This window comes from Pseudomonas sp. NY15374 (assembly GCF_048068255.1).
GTDB lineage: Bacteria > Pseudomonadota > Gammaproteobacteria > Pseudomonadales > Pseudomonadaceae > Aquipseudomonas > Aquipseudomonas machongensis.
Genome location: NZ_JBLUPZ010000004.1, coordinates 84619 through 100911, shown reverse-complemented (window position 1 = coordinate 100911; position 16293 = coordinate 84619). Strand labels below are relative to the sequence as shown.

Here is a 16293-nt window from a genome sequence, read left to right as displayed (position 1 = left end):
TTCGTTTCTTTTCAGACTGTTAGCATTTCCGTTCGCAATCGCTCACAGAGGCGATCCCTATTTTTGCTTCACGGAGCTTCAATGAACCTGCCGCTTTCCCTCAACCTGCTGGCGTTCCTGGCCCTGCTGCTGGGCCTGGCGCAAACCCGCCGTACCGACTGGAGCCTGGCGAAAAAAGTGCTGCTTGGTCTGGTGCTGGGCGTTCTGTTCGGGCTGGTGTTGCACAGCCTGTACGGCGCTGGCCATCCGGTGCTCAAGGCAACCATCGCCTGGCTCGACCTGGTCGGCAACGGCTATGTCGGCTTGCTGCAGATGATCGTCATGCCGCTGATCTTCGCCTCGATCCTCAGCGCGGTGGCACGCCTGCACAATGCCTCGGCCCTTGGCCGGATCAGCGTGCTGAGCATCGGTACCCTGCTGCTGACCACAGCCATCGCCGCACTGATCGGCATCGCCCTGACCAACCTGTTCGGCCTCAGTGCCGAGGGCCTGGTCGCCGGCGTCCAGGAAACAGCTCGCCTGCAAGCCATCAACAGCGACTACGCAGGCAAGGTCGCCGACCTCAACATCCCGCAACTGCTGCTGTCGTTCATTCCCAGCAACCCGGTGGGCGACCTGGCCCGGGCCAAGCCGACCTCGATCATCAGCGTGGTGATCTTCGCCGTGTTTCTGGGCCTTGCCGCTCTGCAACTGATCAAGGACGACAAGGACAAGGGCGAGCGCGCCCTGTCGGCCATCGACGTGCTGCAGGCCTGGGTCATGCGCCTGGTGCGCCTGGTGATGAAGCTCACGCCTTATGGCGTCCTGGCGCTGATGACCAAGGTGGTGGCCAGCTCGAACCTCGATGACATCCTCAAGCTGGGCAGCTTCGTCGTGGTGTCGTACATCGGCCTGGGGCTGATGTTCGTGGTACACGGGGTGATCCTGGCGATCACTGGCGTCAGCCCGCTGCGCTTCTTCCGCAAAGTCTGGCCGGTGCTGACCTTTGCCTTCACCAGCCGCTCCAGCGCCGCCAGCATCCCGCTGAACATCGAGGCGCAGACTCGCCGCCTGGGCGTACCGCAGTCGATCGCCAGCTTCAGCGCATCGTTCGGCGCAACCATCGGCCAGAACGGCTGCGCCGGCCTGTATCCGGCAATGCTGGCGGTCATGGTGGCGCCGGCCGTGGGCATCGACACGTTCGATCCGCTGTGGATCGCAACCCTGGTGGCCATCGTCACCCTGAGCTCGGCGGGGGTTGCCGGGGTCGGTGGCGGCGCGACCTTCGCCGCGCTGATCGTGCTGCCGGCCATGGGCCTGCCGGTCGAGCTGGTGGCGCTGCTGATCTCGGTCGAGCCGCTGATCGACATGGGCCGTACTGCATTGAACGTGAACGGCTCGATGACTGCCGGCGTGGTGACCAGCCAACTGCTCAAGCAGACCGACCAGCAAGTGCTGGCCGGAGACGAGCATGCCGAGCTGAGTCACTCCTGAGCAACACTTGCCCTGTGGGAGCGGACGAACCCGCTTCCACAGAAAAAGCTCTAGGGTCTGTCTGAAATGTGTCTGCGCGAAGGCCAGACAAGGCGAAACGGGGCTCGGAAGCGCAGTGTACTGGAGTACATGAGCATTCCGAGCCTCGTTTCAACGCAGTATGGGCGAGTGCAGATACATTTCAGACAGAGCCTAACGCTTGTCCCACACCTCGAAGTGATAGACCGGCTTGCCTTCCTCGACCTGCCGCTCGGTCGATGCCAGCGTCCACTGCGCCGCGTCGAACGCCGGGAACCAGGCATCCCCTTCAGGCGCAAGCTCCACACGCGTCAGGTACATCCGGCTTACCAGCCCCTTCTCCAGCGCCTGCCCGTAGAGCTGCGCGCCGCCGATCAGCATCAGCTCACCAACCCCCTGCTCGCGCGCCCACTGCTCGGCACGCACCACCGCTGCCTCCAGCGAGGCGAACACCTCGGCGCCCGCCAGCGTCAACCCGGGCTGGCGGCTGACGACGATGTTCAAGCGCCCCGGCAGTGGTCGCCCGAGCGAATCCCAGGTCTTGCGCCCCATGATGATCGGCTTGCCCAGGGTGGTGGCCTTGAAGTACTTGAAGTCCCCCGGCAGGTGCCAGGGCATGGAGTTGTCGATGCCGATCACGCGGTTCTCGGCGAGTGCCGCGATCAGGCTGAGGGGAAGTGATGTGTTCATGACGGCGAGGATAGCACTCGGCACGTGGGTTATGCTTGGGCCTCGACCCGTGCAATGGAAGACCTTGTGACTGCACCGACCGAACTGGACAAACGCTGGCTCACCGAAGCGGTGCGCCTGCGTGAAGAACACGCCGGCCCCCTGGAAGACCAGGAAGCCAACCGTCGCGCGCGCCAGCAGGGCGGCGACCTGGCGGCACGCATCGAGCACCGCGCCTTGTGGCTGGCCGAGCGCGACGGCATGACCCAGGCCTTGCGCCACTGGAAGCAGGGTGCACGCCTGGCCCTGCTGGCCCTGATGATCGTCGCCGTGCTCAGCGGCGCCGGCCTCGGCCTTGCGGCGCTGGGTGACGGCCAACGCCCGGTGAATGTGTTCTGGGCGCTGGGCAGCCTGTTGGGCCTGAACCTGGTGTTGCTGGTCGGCTGGGCCCTGGGCTTCTTCTTCGCAGGTGAGCAGGGCGCAACCCTGGGCCGGCTCTGGCTGTGGCTCAGCGAACGCTTCGCCCGAGATGCCAAGGCCGTGCACCTGGCCCCCGCCCTGCTGGTGCTGCTGCAGCGCAAGCGCCTCAATCGCTGGCTGCTTGGCCTGCTGGTACATGGCCTGTGGCTGCTGGCGATGAGCGCGGCGCTGGGCATGCTGCTGGCGCTGCTGGCGGCCCGACGCTACGGCTTCGTCTGGGAGACCACCCTGCTCGCAGCCGAACCCTTCATCGCCCTGACCAACGCCCTCGGCGCCCTGCCCTCGCTGCTGGGCTTCAGCATTCCCGACGAGAGCATGATCCGCGCCAGCGGCGCGACCCTGCCGAGCCTGGACATCGCCCGCCAGGCCTGGGCCAGTTGGCTGCTCGGCGTGGTGCTGGTGTACGGCCTGCTGCCCCGCCTGTTGCTGGCGACCCTGTGCCTGTGGCGCTGGCGCCAGGGCCGCAGGCAACTGGCCCTGGATCTCAGCCTGCCAGGCCATGCACAACTGCGTGACGCGCTGATGCCGCGCAGCGAACGCATCGGTGTACAGGACGCCGCCCCCGAGTACCTGCCGCAGTTCGAGGCGGGCCAACTGGAAACTGGCAGCAGCGGCGCTCTGCTGGTGGGCCTGGAGCTGGATGACCAGCGCGCCTGGCCGCCCACGCTGCCAAGCACGGTGACCAACGCAGGCGTGCTCGACAGCCGCGAATCACGCAACAAACTGCTCGAACAACTCAGCCGCTTCCCACCGGCGCGCCTGGCCATCGCCTGCGACCCGCGCCGCTCGCCTGATCGTGGCAGCCTGGCGTTGCTCGCCGAGCTCGCGCGCAACGCAGGCGCCACGCGCATCTGGTTGCTCCAGGCCCTGCCTGGCCAGGCAATGGACGCCGCTCGCCTGGGCGACTGGCACGAAGCCCTCGACCGCCTTGGCCTGCACCACGCCGACACCTCGCCCCTGACCTGGCTGGAGCATGGCCATGACTGATCCGCTCAAGCTGGCCGTGGTCGGCCACACCAACGTCGGCAAGACCTCGCTGCTGCGCACCCTCACCCGCGATGTCGGATTTGGTGAGGTATCCCATCGCCCCAGCACCACCCGCCATGTCGAAGGCGCGCGGCTGTCGGTGGACGGCGAGCCCTTGCTCGAGCTCTACGACACCCCCGGCCTGGAAGACGCCATTGCCCTGCTCGACTATCTGGAGCGCCTGGAGCGCCCCGGTGAACGCCTTGACGGCCCGGCCCGCCTGGAGCGCTTTCTCCAGGGTAGCGAGGCGCGCCAGCGCTTCGAACAGGAAGCCAAGGTGCTGCGTCAGTTACAGGCGAGCAATGCCGGCCTCTATGTGATCGATGCACGCGAGCCGGTACTGGCCAAGTACCGCGACGAGCTGGAGGTACTCGCCGGCTGCGGCAAGCCGCTGCTGCCCGTGCTCAACTTCGTCGCCAGTAGCCAGCACCGCGAGCCAGAATGGCGCGAAGCCCTGGCCCGCCTGGGCCTGCACGCGCTGGTGCGGTTCGACAGCGTGGCCCCGCCCGAGGACGGCGAGCGACGCCTCTACGAGAGCCTCGCCCTGCTGCTGGAGACATCGCGCCCCGCCTTGCAGCGCTTGATCGACGACCAGCAGGCCCAGCGCCTGGCCCGCCAGCACAGCGGCAAACGCCTGATCGCTGAGCTGCTGCTGGACTGCGCCGCCTGCCGGCGCAGCGTCGAGGCAGAGCCTGCCGCTGAAGCCAAGGCCATCGAAGCGCTGCGCCAAGATGTTCGACAACGTGAGCAGCGCTGTGTCGAGGCGCTGCTCAAGCTCTATGCCTTCCGTCGTGAAGACGCCAATGCCGGCGACCTGCCGTTGCTGGACGGTCGCTGGGGCGATGACCTGTTCAACCCCGAGACCCTGAAGCTGCTGGGCGTACGCCTGGGCAGCGGTGTCGCCGCCGGAGCCGCGGCCGGTGCGGGTGTCGATCTGCTGGTCGGTGGTCTGACCCTCGGCGCTGCCGCGCTGGCGGGCGCCATTGCCGGAGGCGCACTGCAAACCGCGCGTAATTATGGATCGCGGTTGCTGGGCAAGCTCAAGGGCCAGCGTGAACTGACCGTGGATGACAGCGTGCTGCGTCTGCTGGCGCTGCGGCAACAGCAGCTGATGCTCGCCTTGGACAGCCGTGGCCATGCCGCACAGGACAGGGTGCGGCTGGGCGAGCTGGATGAAAAGGCCTGGCGCGAGGGCAAATTGCCAGAGGCGTTGACCAAGGCGCGGGCGCATCCACAATGGTCGACGCTCAATCCGGGCGCACGGGTGAACCAGGCCGAGCGCCAGGAACAGCTTGAGGCGTTGGTGTCACAGATCTGAAGCGCTCCCCTGTGAGAGCAACTGTCTTGCTCAAAAATCTGAGGCCTGCCCAATCCCGGTGGGAGAGGCGGTTCGCCGCTGCGACTTGTCCCGCGATCACCGGCGTAGCCGGTGCCATGCATCGCGGTGTTCCTTTCGCGGGACAAGCCCGCTCCCACAGGGATTGGGCAGGCCTCAGATTTTGAGCAAGACAGGTGCTCCTACGCGCTAACGAGTGCACCCAATCTCAGATCAGGGCCAGCGCCTTCTCCTTCAGCACCGCCATATCCAGCACCGGCACCCCAACCTCCTTGGCCATCTCATCCCACTCACGCATGCGCAGGCTCACCGCAAACAGCGGATCACGCTCGAAGGCATCGGCCTCGGCATCGCTCATCACGCCCCCCTGGTAACCCAAGGTGCGCCGACTCGCCTCGCTCAGCCGTTCGTAGTATCCCGGCTTGCGTAAGGTCAGGTAGCGCTTGGCCTCGACGTGGAACTCCACCAATCGCGCCATGCGCTCACCGAAGCCGCAACGGCGCAGGTACTCGGCGCCGATACGCTCATGGCTGACCACACCATAACCGCCCATGCTGGCGTCGCCACCGCACAGGTGGCCGATATCGTGGAAGAACGCAGCGAGCACCACCTCGTCGTCGAAGCCCTCGGCCATGGCCCGTTGCGCAGCCTGGGACATGTGCTCGATCTGGGTGATGGCCTCGCCGATGTAGTCGTCAGCGCCGTGGCTCTCATACAAGGCGAAGGTGTTGTCGATGATCTGGGCTGGAGTCGGCATGGCGATAGGGTCCTGGCGTGGTGAGGATAGACCTGCTGAATGTCGTTCGACTTACTGCGCCGCCTTCTCCGACTTGCCGTCGTAGCGCTTGCGCCACTCGGCCAGGATCTGGTCGCGGTGCTTCGACGCCCAGGCAAAGTCGTTCTTGATCAGGCGTTGCTCGTAGTCGGCAGGCAGCTCCGTCTGCGGCTTGGCAATCCCAGGCGCGGCGAGTACGGCGAAGTTCTCCTTGTACAGCTCCATGGCCGCAGGGCTCGCCGAGAAATCGGCCAGGCGTCGCGCGGCATCGGCCTTAGGCGTGCCCTTGATCACCGCGGTGGCCTCGATTTCCCAGCCGAGCCCTTCCTTGGGCAGCACGATGTCCAGCGGCGCGCCCTGGCGCTTGAGCTGTACGGCCGGGTACTCGAACGAGATGCCGATCGGGAACTCGCCCGCCGCCGCCAACTTGCAGGGCTTGGAGCCGGAATGAACGTACTGGCCGATGTTCTGGTGCAGGGCATCCATGTAGGCCCAGCCCTGCGGTTCGCCGAACGTCTGCAGCCAGGCGCTGACATCGAGGAAGCCGGTGCCGGAGGAGGCCGGGTTGGGCATGACGATCTTGCCCTTGTACTCAGGCTTGGTCAGGTCCTGCCAACTCACGGGCTTGCTCAGGCCCTGCTTCTCGGCCTCGATGGTGTTGAAGCAGATCGTCGCGGCCCACACGTCCATCCCCACCCAGGCTGGCGGGTTGGCCGCGTCGCGGTAATTGGGTGCGATCTTGCCCAGGTCTTTCGGCGCGTAGGCATCAAGCATGCCGTTCTGATCGAGAATGGCCAGGCTCGAAGCCGCCAGGCCCCACACCGCGTCAGCCTGCGGACGATCCTTCTCCGCCAGCAGCTTGGCGGTGATGATGCCGGTGGAGTCACGCACCCATTTGATCTCGATATCCGGGTTGGCCTTCTCGAAGGCCTGCTTGTAGCTCTTGAGCTGCTCGGCTTCCAGGGCGGTGTAGACGGTCAGCTGGGTGGCGGCCGAGGCCTGCAGGCTGAACACGGCAGATACGGCAGCAACAAGGGCAAGTGGCTTGAACATGAAGCAGCTCCTTTAGGTGGACAGTCGAATCAGGGTTTGGGCGCGCGCTGGCGCCAGGCCTGGGAGCGGCGCAACAGGCCGCGTGAAGCCCCCGCCAGCAGCAGCGAGGCCGTGGCACTGGTGAGCAGGATCAGGGTGGACATCGCCGCAGCACCGCCAACGTTGCCGGCATCGTCCATGTTCAGCACGGCGACGGCGGCCAGGATCGTGTCGGGGCTGTAGAGGAAGATCGCTGCCGACACCGTGGTCATCCCGGAAACGAACAGGTAGCGCACGATATCCAGCAGTGCAGGCAGGCAGATCGGTACAGTGACGCGCAGGTAATGCCGGTACAGCGGCGCCTTGAGCGACAGCGCAGCCGCCTCGAACTCACCATCGAGCTGGCGCAGCGCAGTGCTAGCGGTCATCTGGGCGGTGGTCAGGTAGTGGGCGATGGTGCAGACCACCAGCAGCGCCATGCTGCCGTAGAAGACATGCAGCGGGTTACCGGCGAGGTTGAAGAAGAACACGTAGCCCAGGCCCAGGACGAGTCCTGGCACCGCCATCGGTACGAAGCTGAGCAGGCGCAAGGCTTGGTTGAGCAGGCGCTGGCCTTTAGTTTTCTCCATCAGGTAGGTGCCGGTGAAGATCACCACGCTGCCGATCACGGCGCAGCACAGGGCCATGGTCACGCTGTTGCGGTAGGCCAGCCAGCCGCCACCGGCGGTCTCGTCGAACAGGTAGTGCTTGAACGAAAGCGTCAGGTTATAGGGCCAGAAGGTCACCAGCGACGAATACACCGCCATGCCGATCACCCCCAGCAGCGCTGCGCAGACCAGCACCACGATGGCCAGGAAGCAGGCATCGCGACGACGCGAAGGCTGGGGCTCGAATACCTGCGCGCGCCCGCTCATCGCCTCGCCCTGGCGGCGGCGCAGCCAGGCATCGACGCTGAAGCTGAGCAGCGCCGGCACCAGCAGGACCATGCCGATCAGGGCGCCACGGCCGAACTGCTGCTGGCCGACCACCGCCTTGTAGGCCTCCAGCGCCAGTACCTGATAGTCGCCACCGACCACCACCGCCACGCCAAAGTCAGTAATGGTCAAGGTGAACACCAGGCAGAACGCGGCGAACACCGCCTGGCGCGTGGCCGGCCAGGTGATGCTGCGAAACGCCCGCCATGGTCCGGCGCCCATGCTCGAGGCTGCGTCGAACAGCCGTGCATCGGCCAGCGACAGCGCTGACAGCAGGATCATCAAGGCATGCGGGAAGGTGTAGATCGCTTCGCCAAGCACGATCCCCCAGAACCCGTATATGTTGTCGCTCAGCAGCCCGCGCAGCAGGCCCTGGTTACCGAACAGGTAGACCAGCGCAATGGCCGGCAGCATCGACGGCGCCAGTAGCGGCAGCAGTGAAATCCCGCGCCATAGGCCCTTGGCCGGAATCAGCGTGCGTTGCAGGGCATAGGCGAACAAGTAGGCCAGTGGCACGACGATCAGCGCTACGCTGAAGGCCACCACCAGGCTGTTACCGAGCAGCCAGCGAAAGTTGTCGCTGGCAAACAGCTCGGCGGCCGCCTGCAGGCCACCGCCCTGGCCCGCCTCGCCGCTGAAACCACGCCAGAAGATGGCCAGCAGCGGCATCAGCACGGCCAGCAACAGCAGGAGCAACAGCAGGCTCTTGCCGCCGACGACAAACAATCGATCACCCAGGGCGACGCCACTGCGTGGTACGGCCTTGGCGGCGCTCACCGATACGCTCATGGACGCGGCCATCTCAGACGAACACCTGCAGGCTCTGCGGTGGCAGGGCCACCCAGATATCCTGCGAGCCCAGGCGCGGCATGGCTTCGGGCGCCAGCTCCGCGAGCAACGCGTGCCCCGGCAAGGCCTTGAGTTCGAAGCTCATGCGGCAGCGGTTGCCAAGAAAGGTGAGCTCACGCACCTTGGCCGGGAACAGGTTCTCCTCGTGCACCACCGGGTTGACCGTGATCGCCTCCGGACGGCAGAACAGCCGGCCACTGCGCGCACTCACCGCCCCCGGCGCCAGGCGCATGCTCATGCTGCCCACCTGGGCGTGGCTGTCGTCATGGCGCTGGAACGGCAGCCAGTTGCCCTGGCCAACGAACTCGGCAACGAACGGTGTGGCAGGCCGGTCGTAGATATCCTGCGGGGAGGCGTACTGCTCGACCTGCCCGTTGTTCATCACCGCGATGCGGTCGGCCATCAGCATGGCCTCGTCCTGATTGTGGGTAACCATCAAGGTGGTGATGCCCAGCTTGCGCTGCAGTTGGCGCAGCTCGGTGCACAAGTGCTCGCGCACCCGCGCATCCAGCGCCGACATCGGCTCGTCGAGCAACAGCACCGATGGCGATGGCGCCAAGGCACGAGCCAGGGCCACACGCTGTTGCTGGCCACCGGAGAGCTGGCTGGGATATTTCTTTTCGCTACCGGCCAGGCCAACCAACTCGAGCATTTCGGCGACCCGCTGACGCGACTGCTCGCGGCTGCCGCCCGTCAGGCCATAGGCGATATTGGCCTCGACGGTGAGGTTGGGGAACAGGGCATAGGACTGGAACAGAATGCCGTAATCACGGGCCTGGGGCGGCAGCTCGGAGATATCCCGCTCACCGATGTACAACGAGCCCCGGTCCTGGCGTTCGAGGCCGGCGATACAGCGCAGCAGGGTGGTCTTGCCGCAGCCGGAGGGGCCGAGCAGGCAGACCAGCTCGCCAGCGGCGATGTCCAGGGACACGTCGTTCAGCGCGGTGAACGCGCCAAAACGCTTGTGGATACCGCGCACGTTCATGTGTGCGCCCGGGGTTGCGTGGTTCATGGCTGGGCCTCATCGAAGAGATGAGGGCCATGCTAGGAAGGCTGTGCGAAGGTTCTGTGGCGATCAGGGCAAAGTGGGTGATAGTGGCATTGGCGGATTTTGGTTGAGCGCCTGCGAACACGGGCACGGCACCGCGGTGTCTGTTTCGCGGGCAAGCCACAGGAAATCTAGAACCGAGCCCCCGCCACTTCCTGCGCCACCCCGAGAAACGCCGCCGGCAAGCGCGCCTGGCGCCGCTCCTTCAGGCAATACAGGTACTCGTGCATCAGCGGCGCACCCTCCAGCGCCAGCACCCGCAGCTCCGGGGTCAGCGGCACTTCATGGCGAGCAATGACACTGATGCCGATATTGCGCAGCACCGCTTCGCGGATCGACTCGCGGCTGCCGATTTCCAGCAGCGCACCCGCCTTCACCCCGGCCTCCTGCATCATCTGCTCGGTCAGCTTGCGCGTGGTCGAACCCGGCTCGCGCATCAACAGGCAATGCCCGCAGAGGGCTTCGATGCCCACCGCCTGGCGCTGCGCCAGGGGATGGCTACGGTGCACGGCCACGACCAGCGGATCGCTGCCCAGCACCCGGCGTACAAGGCGCGCATCCTCGACCAACTGCGACGAGCCGGCGATATCCACCCGGTACTCCTCGAGCATCTCCAGCACCTGTTGCGAGTTGCCGATCTCCACCGCCACCTCGACCTGAGGCAGGCGTTCACGGAACACCTTCACCAGGTCGAGAATGTAATACGGCGCGGTAGCGGCGACACGCAGGCTGCCCTGGGCCTGGCCACTGTTGCGCAGTTCGAACTCGATGTCCGCTTCTTGCTGCAACAAGGCCTTGACCCGCGGCAGGAGCCTGGCGCCCTCCTCGCTCAGCACCAGGCGTCGGCCGCCCCGATAGAACAGCTCGACCGCGTACTGGCTCTCCAGGTTGCGGATCTGCGTGGTCACCGTGGGCTGGCTGAGCCCAAGCTTCTTCGCCGCCAGCGTGATGCTGCCCAGGCGGGCCACCATGTAGAAGGCTTTGAGCTCCGAACCGAGCATGGCACCTCGTTATTTGCGCAACAGGCGCAAGCCGTTGAACACCACCAGCAGACTCACGCCCATGTCGGCGAACACCGCCATCCACAGGGTGGCCATGCCGGCAAAGGTGATGGCCAGGAATATCGCCTTGACCCCCAGTGCCAGGACAATGTTCTGGATGAGAATCGCAGCGCTCTGGCGCGACAGCCTGACGAACGCCGGGATTTTGCGCAAGTCGTCGTCCATCAGCGCCACATCGGCAGTTTCGATGGCGGTATCGGTGCCGGCCGCCGCCATGGCGAAGCCAATCTCGGCGCGGGCCAGGGCCGGCGCGTCGTTGATGCCGTCACCGACCATGCCCACGCGGTGGCCTTGAGCGTAAAGATCTTCGATGGTCTTGAGCTTGTCGGCAGGCAGCAGGTTGCCCTCGGCGCGATCGATACCCACCTGAGCGGCGATGGCCTGGGCGGTGTGCGGGTTGTCGCCGGTCAGCATGACCGTCTTGATCCCCAGCTCATGCAGCTCGGCGATGGCCTGGCGACTGCTGTCCTTCACGGTATCGGCCACGGCGAACAGCGCCAGCGGGCCGGAGCGATCGAGCAGCAACACCACGGTCTTGCCCTGGCGCTCAAGCACATCGAGCTCGGCCTCGAGTTCCGGCGAGCACAGGCCCAGCTCCTCGACCAGACGATGGTTGCCCAGGTGATAGGCCTGGCCGTCGATCTCGCCGCGCACCCCGCGCCCGGCCAGTGCTGCAAACTCCGCTACCTCTGCGAGGGCAATGCCCTGCTCCCGGGCATGTTGGGCGATTGCACGCGATACCGGGTGGTCGGAACGCTCGCCGAGGCTTGCAGCCAGCGCCTGGGCCCGACCTTCGAACAACGGCTCGAGCACCTTGAAGTCGGTCTGCACCGGCTTGCCGTGGGTGATGGTGCCGGTCTTGTCCAGGGCCAGGAAGTCCAGCTTGCGCCCGCCCTCGAGATAGACACCACCCTTGATCAGGATGCCCTTGCGCGCCGCGGCGGCAAGGCCGCTGACGATGGTCACCGGGGTCGAGATCACCAGCGCACATGGGCAGGCCACCACCAGCAGCACCAGGGCGCGGTAGACCCAGTCGAACCAGGCACCGGCCATGAACAGCGGCGGGATGATCGCCACGGCCAGGGCCACGGCGAACACGGCGGGGGTGTAGATGCGGGAGAACTGGTCGACGAAGCGCTGCGTCGGTGCTCGTGCGCCTTGCGCTTCTTCCACTGCCTTGATGATGCGCGCCAGGGTCGATTGCCCGGCTGCGGCGGTGACGCGGTACTCAAGCGCGCCGGCCTGGTTGATAGTGCCTGCGAAGAGCTTGTCGCCCAGCGCCTTCTCGACGGGCAGGCTTTCGCCGGTGATCGGCGCCTGATCGACGCTCGATTGCCCGCTGACGACCTCGCCATCCAGGCCGATACGCTCGCCCGGGCGCACCCGCACTCGCGCACCGATGGCCACCTCGCGCACCTCGACCTCGCGCCACTGGCCATCCGCCTGCTGTACGGTGGCCATGTCTGGCGTCAGCTGCATCAGGCCGCTGATGGCGTTGCGCGCCCGATCCAGCGAACGCGCCTCGATCAGTTCGGCGATGGTGAACAGCACCATGACCATAGCCGCTTCCGGCCACTGGCCGATCAGCACGGCACCGGTCACGGCGATGCTCATCAGTGCGTTGATGTTGAGGTTACGGTTCTTGAGCGCAATCCAGCCCTTCTTGTAGGTGCCCAGACCGCAGCCGAGGATGGCGGCCAGTGCCAGCAGGGCCACCACCCACTCCGGCGCCAGCGCGGAGAAGTGCACGATTTCGGCGCCAATCGCCGCAAGACCCGACAACGCCAAGGGCCACCACCGGGTCTTGTGGGCGGCAGGGGCATTGGCACTGCCATCATCGCCTGCAGCCAGCGGCTCGGCCTTCATGCCAAGGCTGTCGATGGCGCGCTCGATCTGCGCGGTGCCGTCGAGGGTGTGGCGCACGCCGAGGATGCGGTTGATCAGGTTGAATTCCAGCTGCTCGATGCCAGCAAGCTTGCCCAGCTTGTCCTGGATCAGGGTCTGCTCGGTCGGGCAGTCCATCGCCTCGATGCGAAAACGGCTGAGACGCGCCTGGTCACTGGCCTTTTCGGTCAGTTGCACGAAGGCCGGCGCCGCTTTGCTGGCACAGCAGCTATGGGCCTGGGTGTCGTGGCAGGAAGACTTGGCGCCATGATCATGGCCGTGATCGTGGCCATGATCATGATCGTGCTTGTGGTCGTGACTGACAGGCTGGTTCATAGGTTCGCCCTGATAGAGAGTGCCCACTGACGGGGAGTTGTTGCCAAGTGAACACCCTGTAGCCACTATAGGGTCAAGCGATCCCAGGAGATTTCGTCATGAAGATCGGAGAACTGGCCAAGGCCACCGACTGCGCCGTGGAAACCATCCGCTACTACGAGCGCGAGCAATTGCTGCCCGAACCCGCCCGCACCGACGGCAACTACCGCCTGTACACCCAGGCCCATGTGGAGCGTCTGACCTTCATTCGCAACTGCCGAACCCTGGACATGACACTCGACGAAATCCGCAGCCTGCTGCGCCTGCGCGACACCCCCGAAGGTGCGTGCGGCAGCGTCAATGCGCTGATCGACGAGCATATCGAGCATGTACAGGCGAGGATCGACGGCTTGATGGCGCTGCAGACGCAGCTGGTGGAGTTACGCAGGCAGTGCAATGCACAGGGGGATGAGTGCGCGATTTTGCAGCAGTTGGAGGTCAACGGCGCGGTGTCGGTGCCGGAGACCGAGCATTCGCATGTGGGGCGTAGCCACGGGCATTGAGGCCGGTAAAGAGCTTCGCGGGCAAGTCGGAGCGCCGGTTCGGCGCTCCAATTTGCCCGCGAAAAGAACGACGCGGTTCTGAGTCAGACCGCCATCGGCGCCGTCATCGGCGCATGATGCTCATACCCTTCCAGCCAGAAATCACTCGGCTCGATCTTCTCCAGCCACTCAGGCTCATACACACCGGTCTCGGCAAACGCCGGCACACGGTCGCTGATCACCAGCTTCGGCGCCTCCAGCGGCTCGCGCTTGAGCTGCTCGTTGAGCATATCCAGGTGGTTCTCGTACACATGGGCATCGCCGATGAAGTAGGTGAACCAGCGCGGGGTATAGCCGGTCAGGCGCCCGAACAGCGACAGCAGTGCTGCACCTTCGGTGAGGTTGAACGGCGTGCCCAGGCCCAGGTCATTGGAGCGAATGTAGAGCGTGAGGGAGATTTCCTTCGTCTCGACATTGGGGTGGAACTGGTACAGTAGGTGGCAGGGCGGCAGCGCCATCTCGTCGAGCTGGGCGCAATTCCAGCCGTGGAACAGGATGCGTCGGCTGCCCGGGTCGTTGGCGATGGTGTCCAGGCACTGGCGCACCTGGTCGATGGCCTTGTAGAGGATGACGAATGCCTGGCCGGCTTCCTCGTCCTTGGCGATCTGGCGGAAACCGGCTTTTTCCGCCATTTCAATGGCGGCCGGGTTGCTCAGCGGGATGCGCTTGTAGCCTGGCCACTGGCGCCATTGCACACCGTAGATCTCGCCGAGGTCGTCATGGCCCTGGCGGAAGGGGTTGGCCAGCCATTGGGCGTTCTCGTTGGCGTTCTGGTCCCAGACCTTGCAGCCAAGGTCGCGAAACTCGCCAGCATTCTTCACGCCGCGCAAGAAACCGACCATCTCGCCGATCGCCGACTTGAACGCCAGCTTGCGCGTGGTGATGGCCGGAAAACCCTTCTGCAGGTCGAAGCGCAACATGGCGCCCGGCAGGCTGATGGTGCGGATACCGGTGCGGTTGCCCTGCAGCGTGCCGTTCTCGATGACGTCGCGAACCAGGTCTAGATACTGTTTCATGGCCTACCTGTGGCAAGCACGGCAGGGGGATCGCCCCTGCCGTGGAATTATCAGTGGGCGGGTGTCGCCGTGGGTTTGCGATTATAAGCCCACCAGATCAAGGCGAGGCCAGCGACGATCATCGGTATGCAGAGAATCTGACCCATGGTCAGCCAGCCCCACGCCAGGTAACCCAGCTGTGCGTCCGGCACGCGGACGAACTCGACGATGAAGCGGAAGATCCCGTAGAACAGCGCGAACATGCCGGAAACCGCCATGGTCGGGCGTGGTTTGCGCGAGAACAGCCAGAGGATCAGGAACAGCGCCACACCCTCCAGTGCGAACTGGTACAGCTGCGAAGGGTGACGCGGCAACTGCGCCGGATCGCTGAACGGCGGGAAGATCATCGCCCATGGCACGTCGGTCGGCTTGCCCCAGAGCTCGGCGTTGATGAAGTTGCCGATACGCCCGGCACCCAGGCCGATCGGCACCAGCGGTGCGACGAAGTCCATCAGCTCGAAGAACGACTTGTTGTTGCGTTTGCCGAACCACAGTGCCGCCAGCATCACGCCGATAAAACCGCCGTGGAACGACATGCCGCCTTTCCACACTTCGAAGATCAGCGTCGGGTTGGCCAGATACTGGTGCAGGTCGTAGAACAGCACGTAACCCAAGCGCCCGCCGACGATCACGCCCATCGACAGCCAGAACACCAGGTCGGAGAGCTTCTCGCGGTTCCAGGTCGGGTCGAAGCGATTCAACCGGCGCGAGGCGAGCAGCCAGGCACCGCCGATGCCGATCAGGTACATCAAGCCGTACCAGTGGATTTTCAGCGGCCCGAGGGCCACGGCCACGGGGTCGATCTGCGGGTAAGGCAGCATGGTGGTTCCTCTAGATCAAAAAGCTGAGGCCGACGCAGAACAGCAGCGCGGCAAACAGGCGCTTGAGCAGGCGCGGCGACAGCTTGTGCGCCAGCCGCGCGCCGAAGCGGGCGAAAAACATGCTGGTGACGGCAATGCCGACCAGCGCGGGGAGATAGACATAGCCCAGACTGTGCGCGGGCAGATGAGTTTCGTTCCAGCCCAGGATCATGAAACTCAGGGCACTGGCCAGGGCGATAGGCAAGCCGCAGGCCGACGAGGTGGCCACGGCCTTCTGCATGGGCAGGCTGCGCCAGGTGAGAAAAGGCACCGTGAGCGAGCCACCGCCGATACCGAAGATCGCCGAGGCCCAGCCGATCACCCCACCGGCAGCGATCAACCCAGGCTTGCCGGGGATCCCACGGCTGGCCTTGGGCCTGAGGTCAAGGGCCATCTGCAGCGATACCAGCAGGGCGAACACGCCGATGATCTTCTGCAGCATCGGCCCCTGGATCAACGAAGCGGTCTTGGCGCCAATACCCGCGCCGATGAGGATGCCGACGGTCATCCACAGGAACACCGGCCACTGTACGGCCCCCTTGCGGTGGTGTTCCAGCACGGCGTTGATCGAGGTGAAGACGATGGTCGCCAGCGAAGTCCCGACCGCCAGGTGCGTGAGGATCGAGGCATCGAAGCCCTGCAGGGTGAAGCTGAACACCAGCACCGGCACGATGATGATGCCACCGCCCACGCCAAAGAGCCCGGCCAGTACGCCGGCGCAGGCGCCCAACAGCAGATAGAGCACGAATTCCATTCGCAGACCCTGTGAATACGATCCGGCATGGTAACGGAAGCCGGGGCTGCGCCTCTAGTGAACTCTGTGTCAGGTGATGGCA

General features: G+C 65.2%; 14 protein-coding genes. 4 read left to right on the top strand and 10 right to left on the bottom strand.

Annotated features, from left to right (window positions below; genetic code table 11):
- The first annotated feature begins 81 nt into the window (after window positions 1-81).
- A complete protein-coding gene (locus ACNFHO_RS11330) occupies window positions 82-1473 on the top strand; it encodes an L-cystine transporter (RefSeq protein WP_054891144.1) in 1392 nt (463 codons plus the stop codon).
- A 192-nt stretch (window positions 1474-1665) separates the two neighbouring features.
- Here ACNFHO_RS11330 and ACNFHO_RS11325 read toward each other — a convergent pair whose 3' ends face one another.
- Window positions 1666-2181 carry a dihydrofolate reductase gene (locus tag ACNFHO_RS11325; protein ID WP_054891143.1) on the bottom strand — a complete coding sequence of 172 codons (516 nt, stop codon included), beginning with the start codon at window positions 2179-2181 and terminating at the stop codon, window positions 1666-1668.
- A gap of 54 nt (window positions 2182-2235) precedes the next feature.
- Here ACNFHO_RS11325 and ACNFHO_RS11320 point away from each other — a divergent pair, with 54 nt between their 5' ends.
- Together ACNFHO_RS11320 and ACNFHO_RS11315 are read left to right on the top strand one after the other, a co-directional pair.
- Window positions 2236-3627: a DUF2868 domain-containing protein gene (locus tag ACNFHO_RS11320; RefSeq protein ID WP_416766302.1), complete on the top strand. Its 1392-nt coding sequence runs from the start codon at window positions 2236-2238 to the stop codon at window positions 3625-3627.
- The gene (locus ACNFHO_RS11315; RefSeq protein WP_112899439.1) at window positions 3620-4984 is read left to right on the top strand and encodes a GTPase/DUF3482 domain-containing protein; all 1365 of its coding nucleotides are present in this window, start codon (window positions 3620-3622) and stop codon (window positions 4982-4984) included. Before ACNFHO_RS11320 ends, ACNFHO_RS11315 begins: the two co-directional genes overlap by 8 nt.
- Window positions 4985-5210: 226 nt before the next feature.
- Here ACNFHO_RS11315 and ACNFHO_RS11310 read toward each other — a convergent pair whose 3' ends face one another.
- The 6 genes from ACNFHO_RS11310 to ACNFHO_RS11285 form a co-directional block, all read right to left on the bottom strand.
- The gene (locus tag ACNFHO_RS11310; protein WP_416766300.1) at window positions 5211-5759 is read right to left on the bottom strand and encodes a phosphonate degradation HD-domain oxygenase; all 549 of its coding nucleotides are present in this window, start codon (window positions 5757-5759) and stop codon (window positions 5211-5213) included.
- Window positions 5760-5810: 51 nt separating this feature from the next.
- Window positions 5811-6830 (bottom strand): putative 2-aminoethylphosphonate ABC transporter substrate-binding protein, encoded by a 1020-nt coding sequence (locus ACNFHO_RS11305; protein ID WP_063541671.1) that lies wholly within the window; start codon window positions 6828-6830, stop codon window positions 5811-5813.
- A 29-nt stretch (window positions 6831-6859) separates the two neighbouring features.
- A complete protein-coding gene (locus tag ACNFHO_RS11300; RefSeq protein WP_416766298.1) occupies window positions 6860-8584 on the bottom strand; it encodes a putative 2-aminoethylphosphonate ABC transporter permease subunit in 1725 nt (574 codons plus the stop codon).
- Between the two features lies 1 nt (window position 8585).
- Window positions 8586-9644 carry a putative 2-aminoethylphosphonate ABC transporter ATP-binding protein gene (locus ACNFHO_RS11295; RefSeq protein ID WP_416766296.1) on the bottom strand — a complete coding sequence of 353 codons (1059 nt, stop codon included), beginning with the start codon at window positions 9642-9644 and terminating at the stop codon, window positions 8586-8588.
- A gap of 167 nt (window positions 9645-9811) precedes the next feature.
- Window positions 9812-10681, bottom strand: a complete 870-nt coding sequence (locus tag ACNFHO_RS11290; protein ID WP_054891136.1) for a LysR family transcriptional regulator — start codon at window positions 10679-10681, stop codon at window positions 9812-9814.
- A gap of 9 nt (window positions 10682-10690) precedes the next feature.
- Window positions 10691-12961, bottom strand: a complete 2271-nt coding sequence (locus tag ACNFHO_RS11285; protein ID WP_416766295.1) for a heavy metal translocating P-type ATPase — start codon at window positions 12959-12961, stop codon at window positions 10691-10693.
- Between the two features lie 98 nt (window positions 12962-13059).
- On the opposite strand from ACNFHO_RS11285, the gene cadR reads away from it, so the two are divergent.
- Entirely contained in the window at window positions 13060-13503 is a 444-nt protein-coding gene (gene cadR, locus ACNFHO_RS11280) for a cadmium resistance transcriptional regulator CadR (RefSeq protein ID WP_054891134.1), read from the top strand.
- 83 nt (window positions 13504-13586) lie between these two features.
- Here cadR and ACNFHO_RS11275 read toward each other — a convergent pair whose 3' ends face one another.
- The 3 genes from ACNFHO_RS11275 to ACNFHO_RS11265 are packed head-to-tail and all read right to left on the bottom strand — an operon-like array spanning window position 13587 to window position 16211.
- Entirely contained in the window at window positions 13587-14558 is a 972-nt protein-coding gene (locus ACNFHO_RS11275) for a thymidylate synthase (protein WP_063541681.1), read from the bottom strand.
- 50 nt (window positions 14559-14608) lie between these two features.
- Entirely contained in the window at window positions 14609-15418 is an 810-nt protein-coding gene (gene lgt / locus ACNFHO_RS11270; protein ID WP_054891132.1) for a prolipoprotein diacylglyceryl transferase, read from the bottom strand.
- Window positions 15419-15428: 10 nt separating this feature from the next.
- Window positions 15429-16211: a sulfite exporter TauE/SafE family protein gene (locus ACNFHO_RS11265; protein WP_063541683.1), complete on the bottom strand. Its 783-nt coding sequence runs from the start codon at window positions 16209-16211 to the stop codon at window positions 15429-15431.
- Window positions 16212-16293 lie beyond the last annotated feature (82 nt).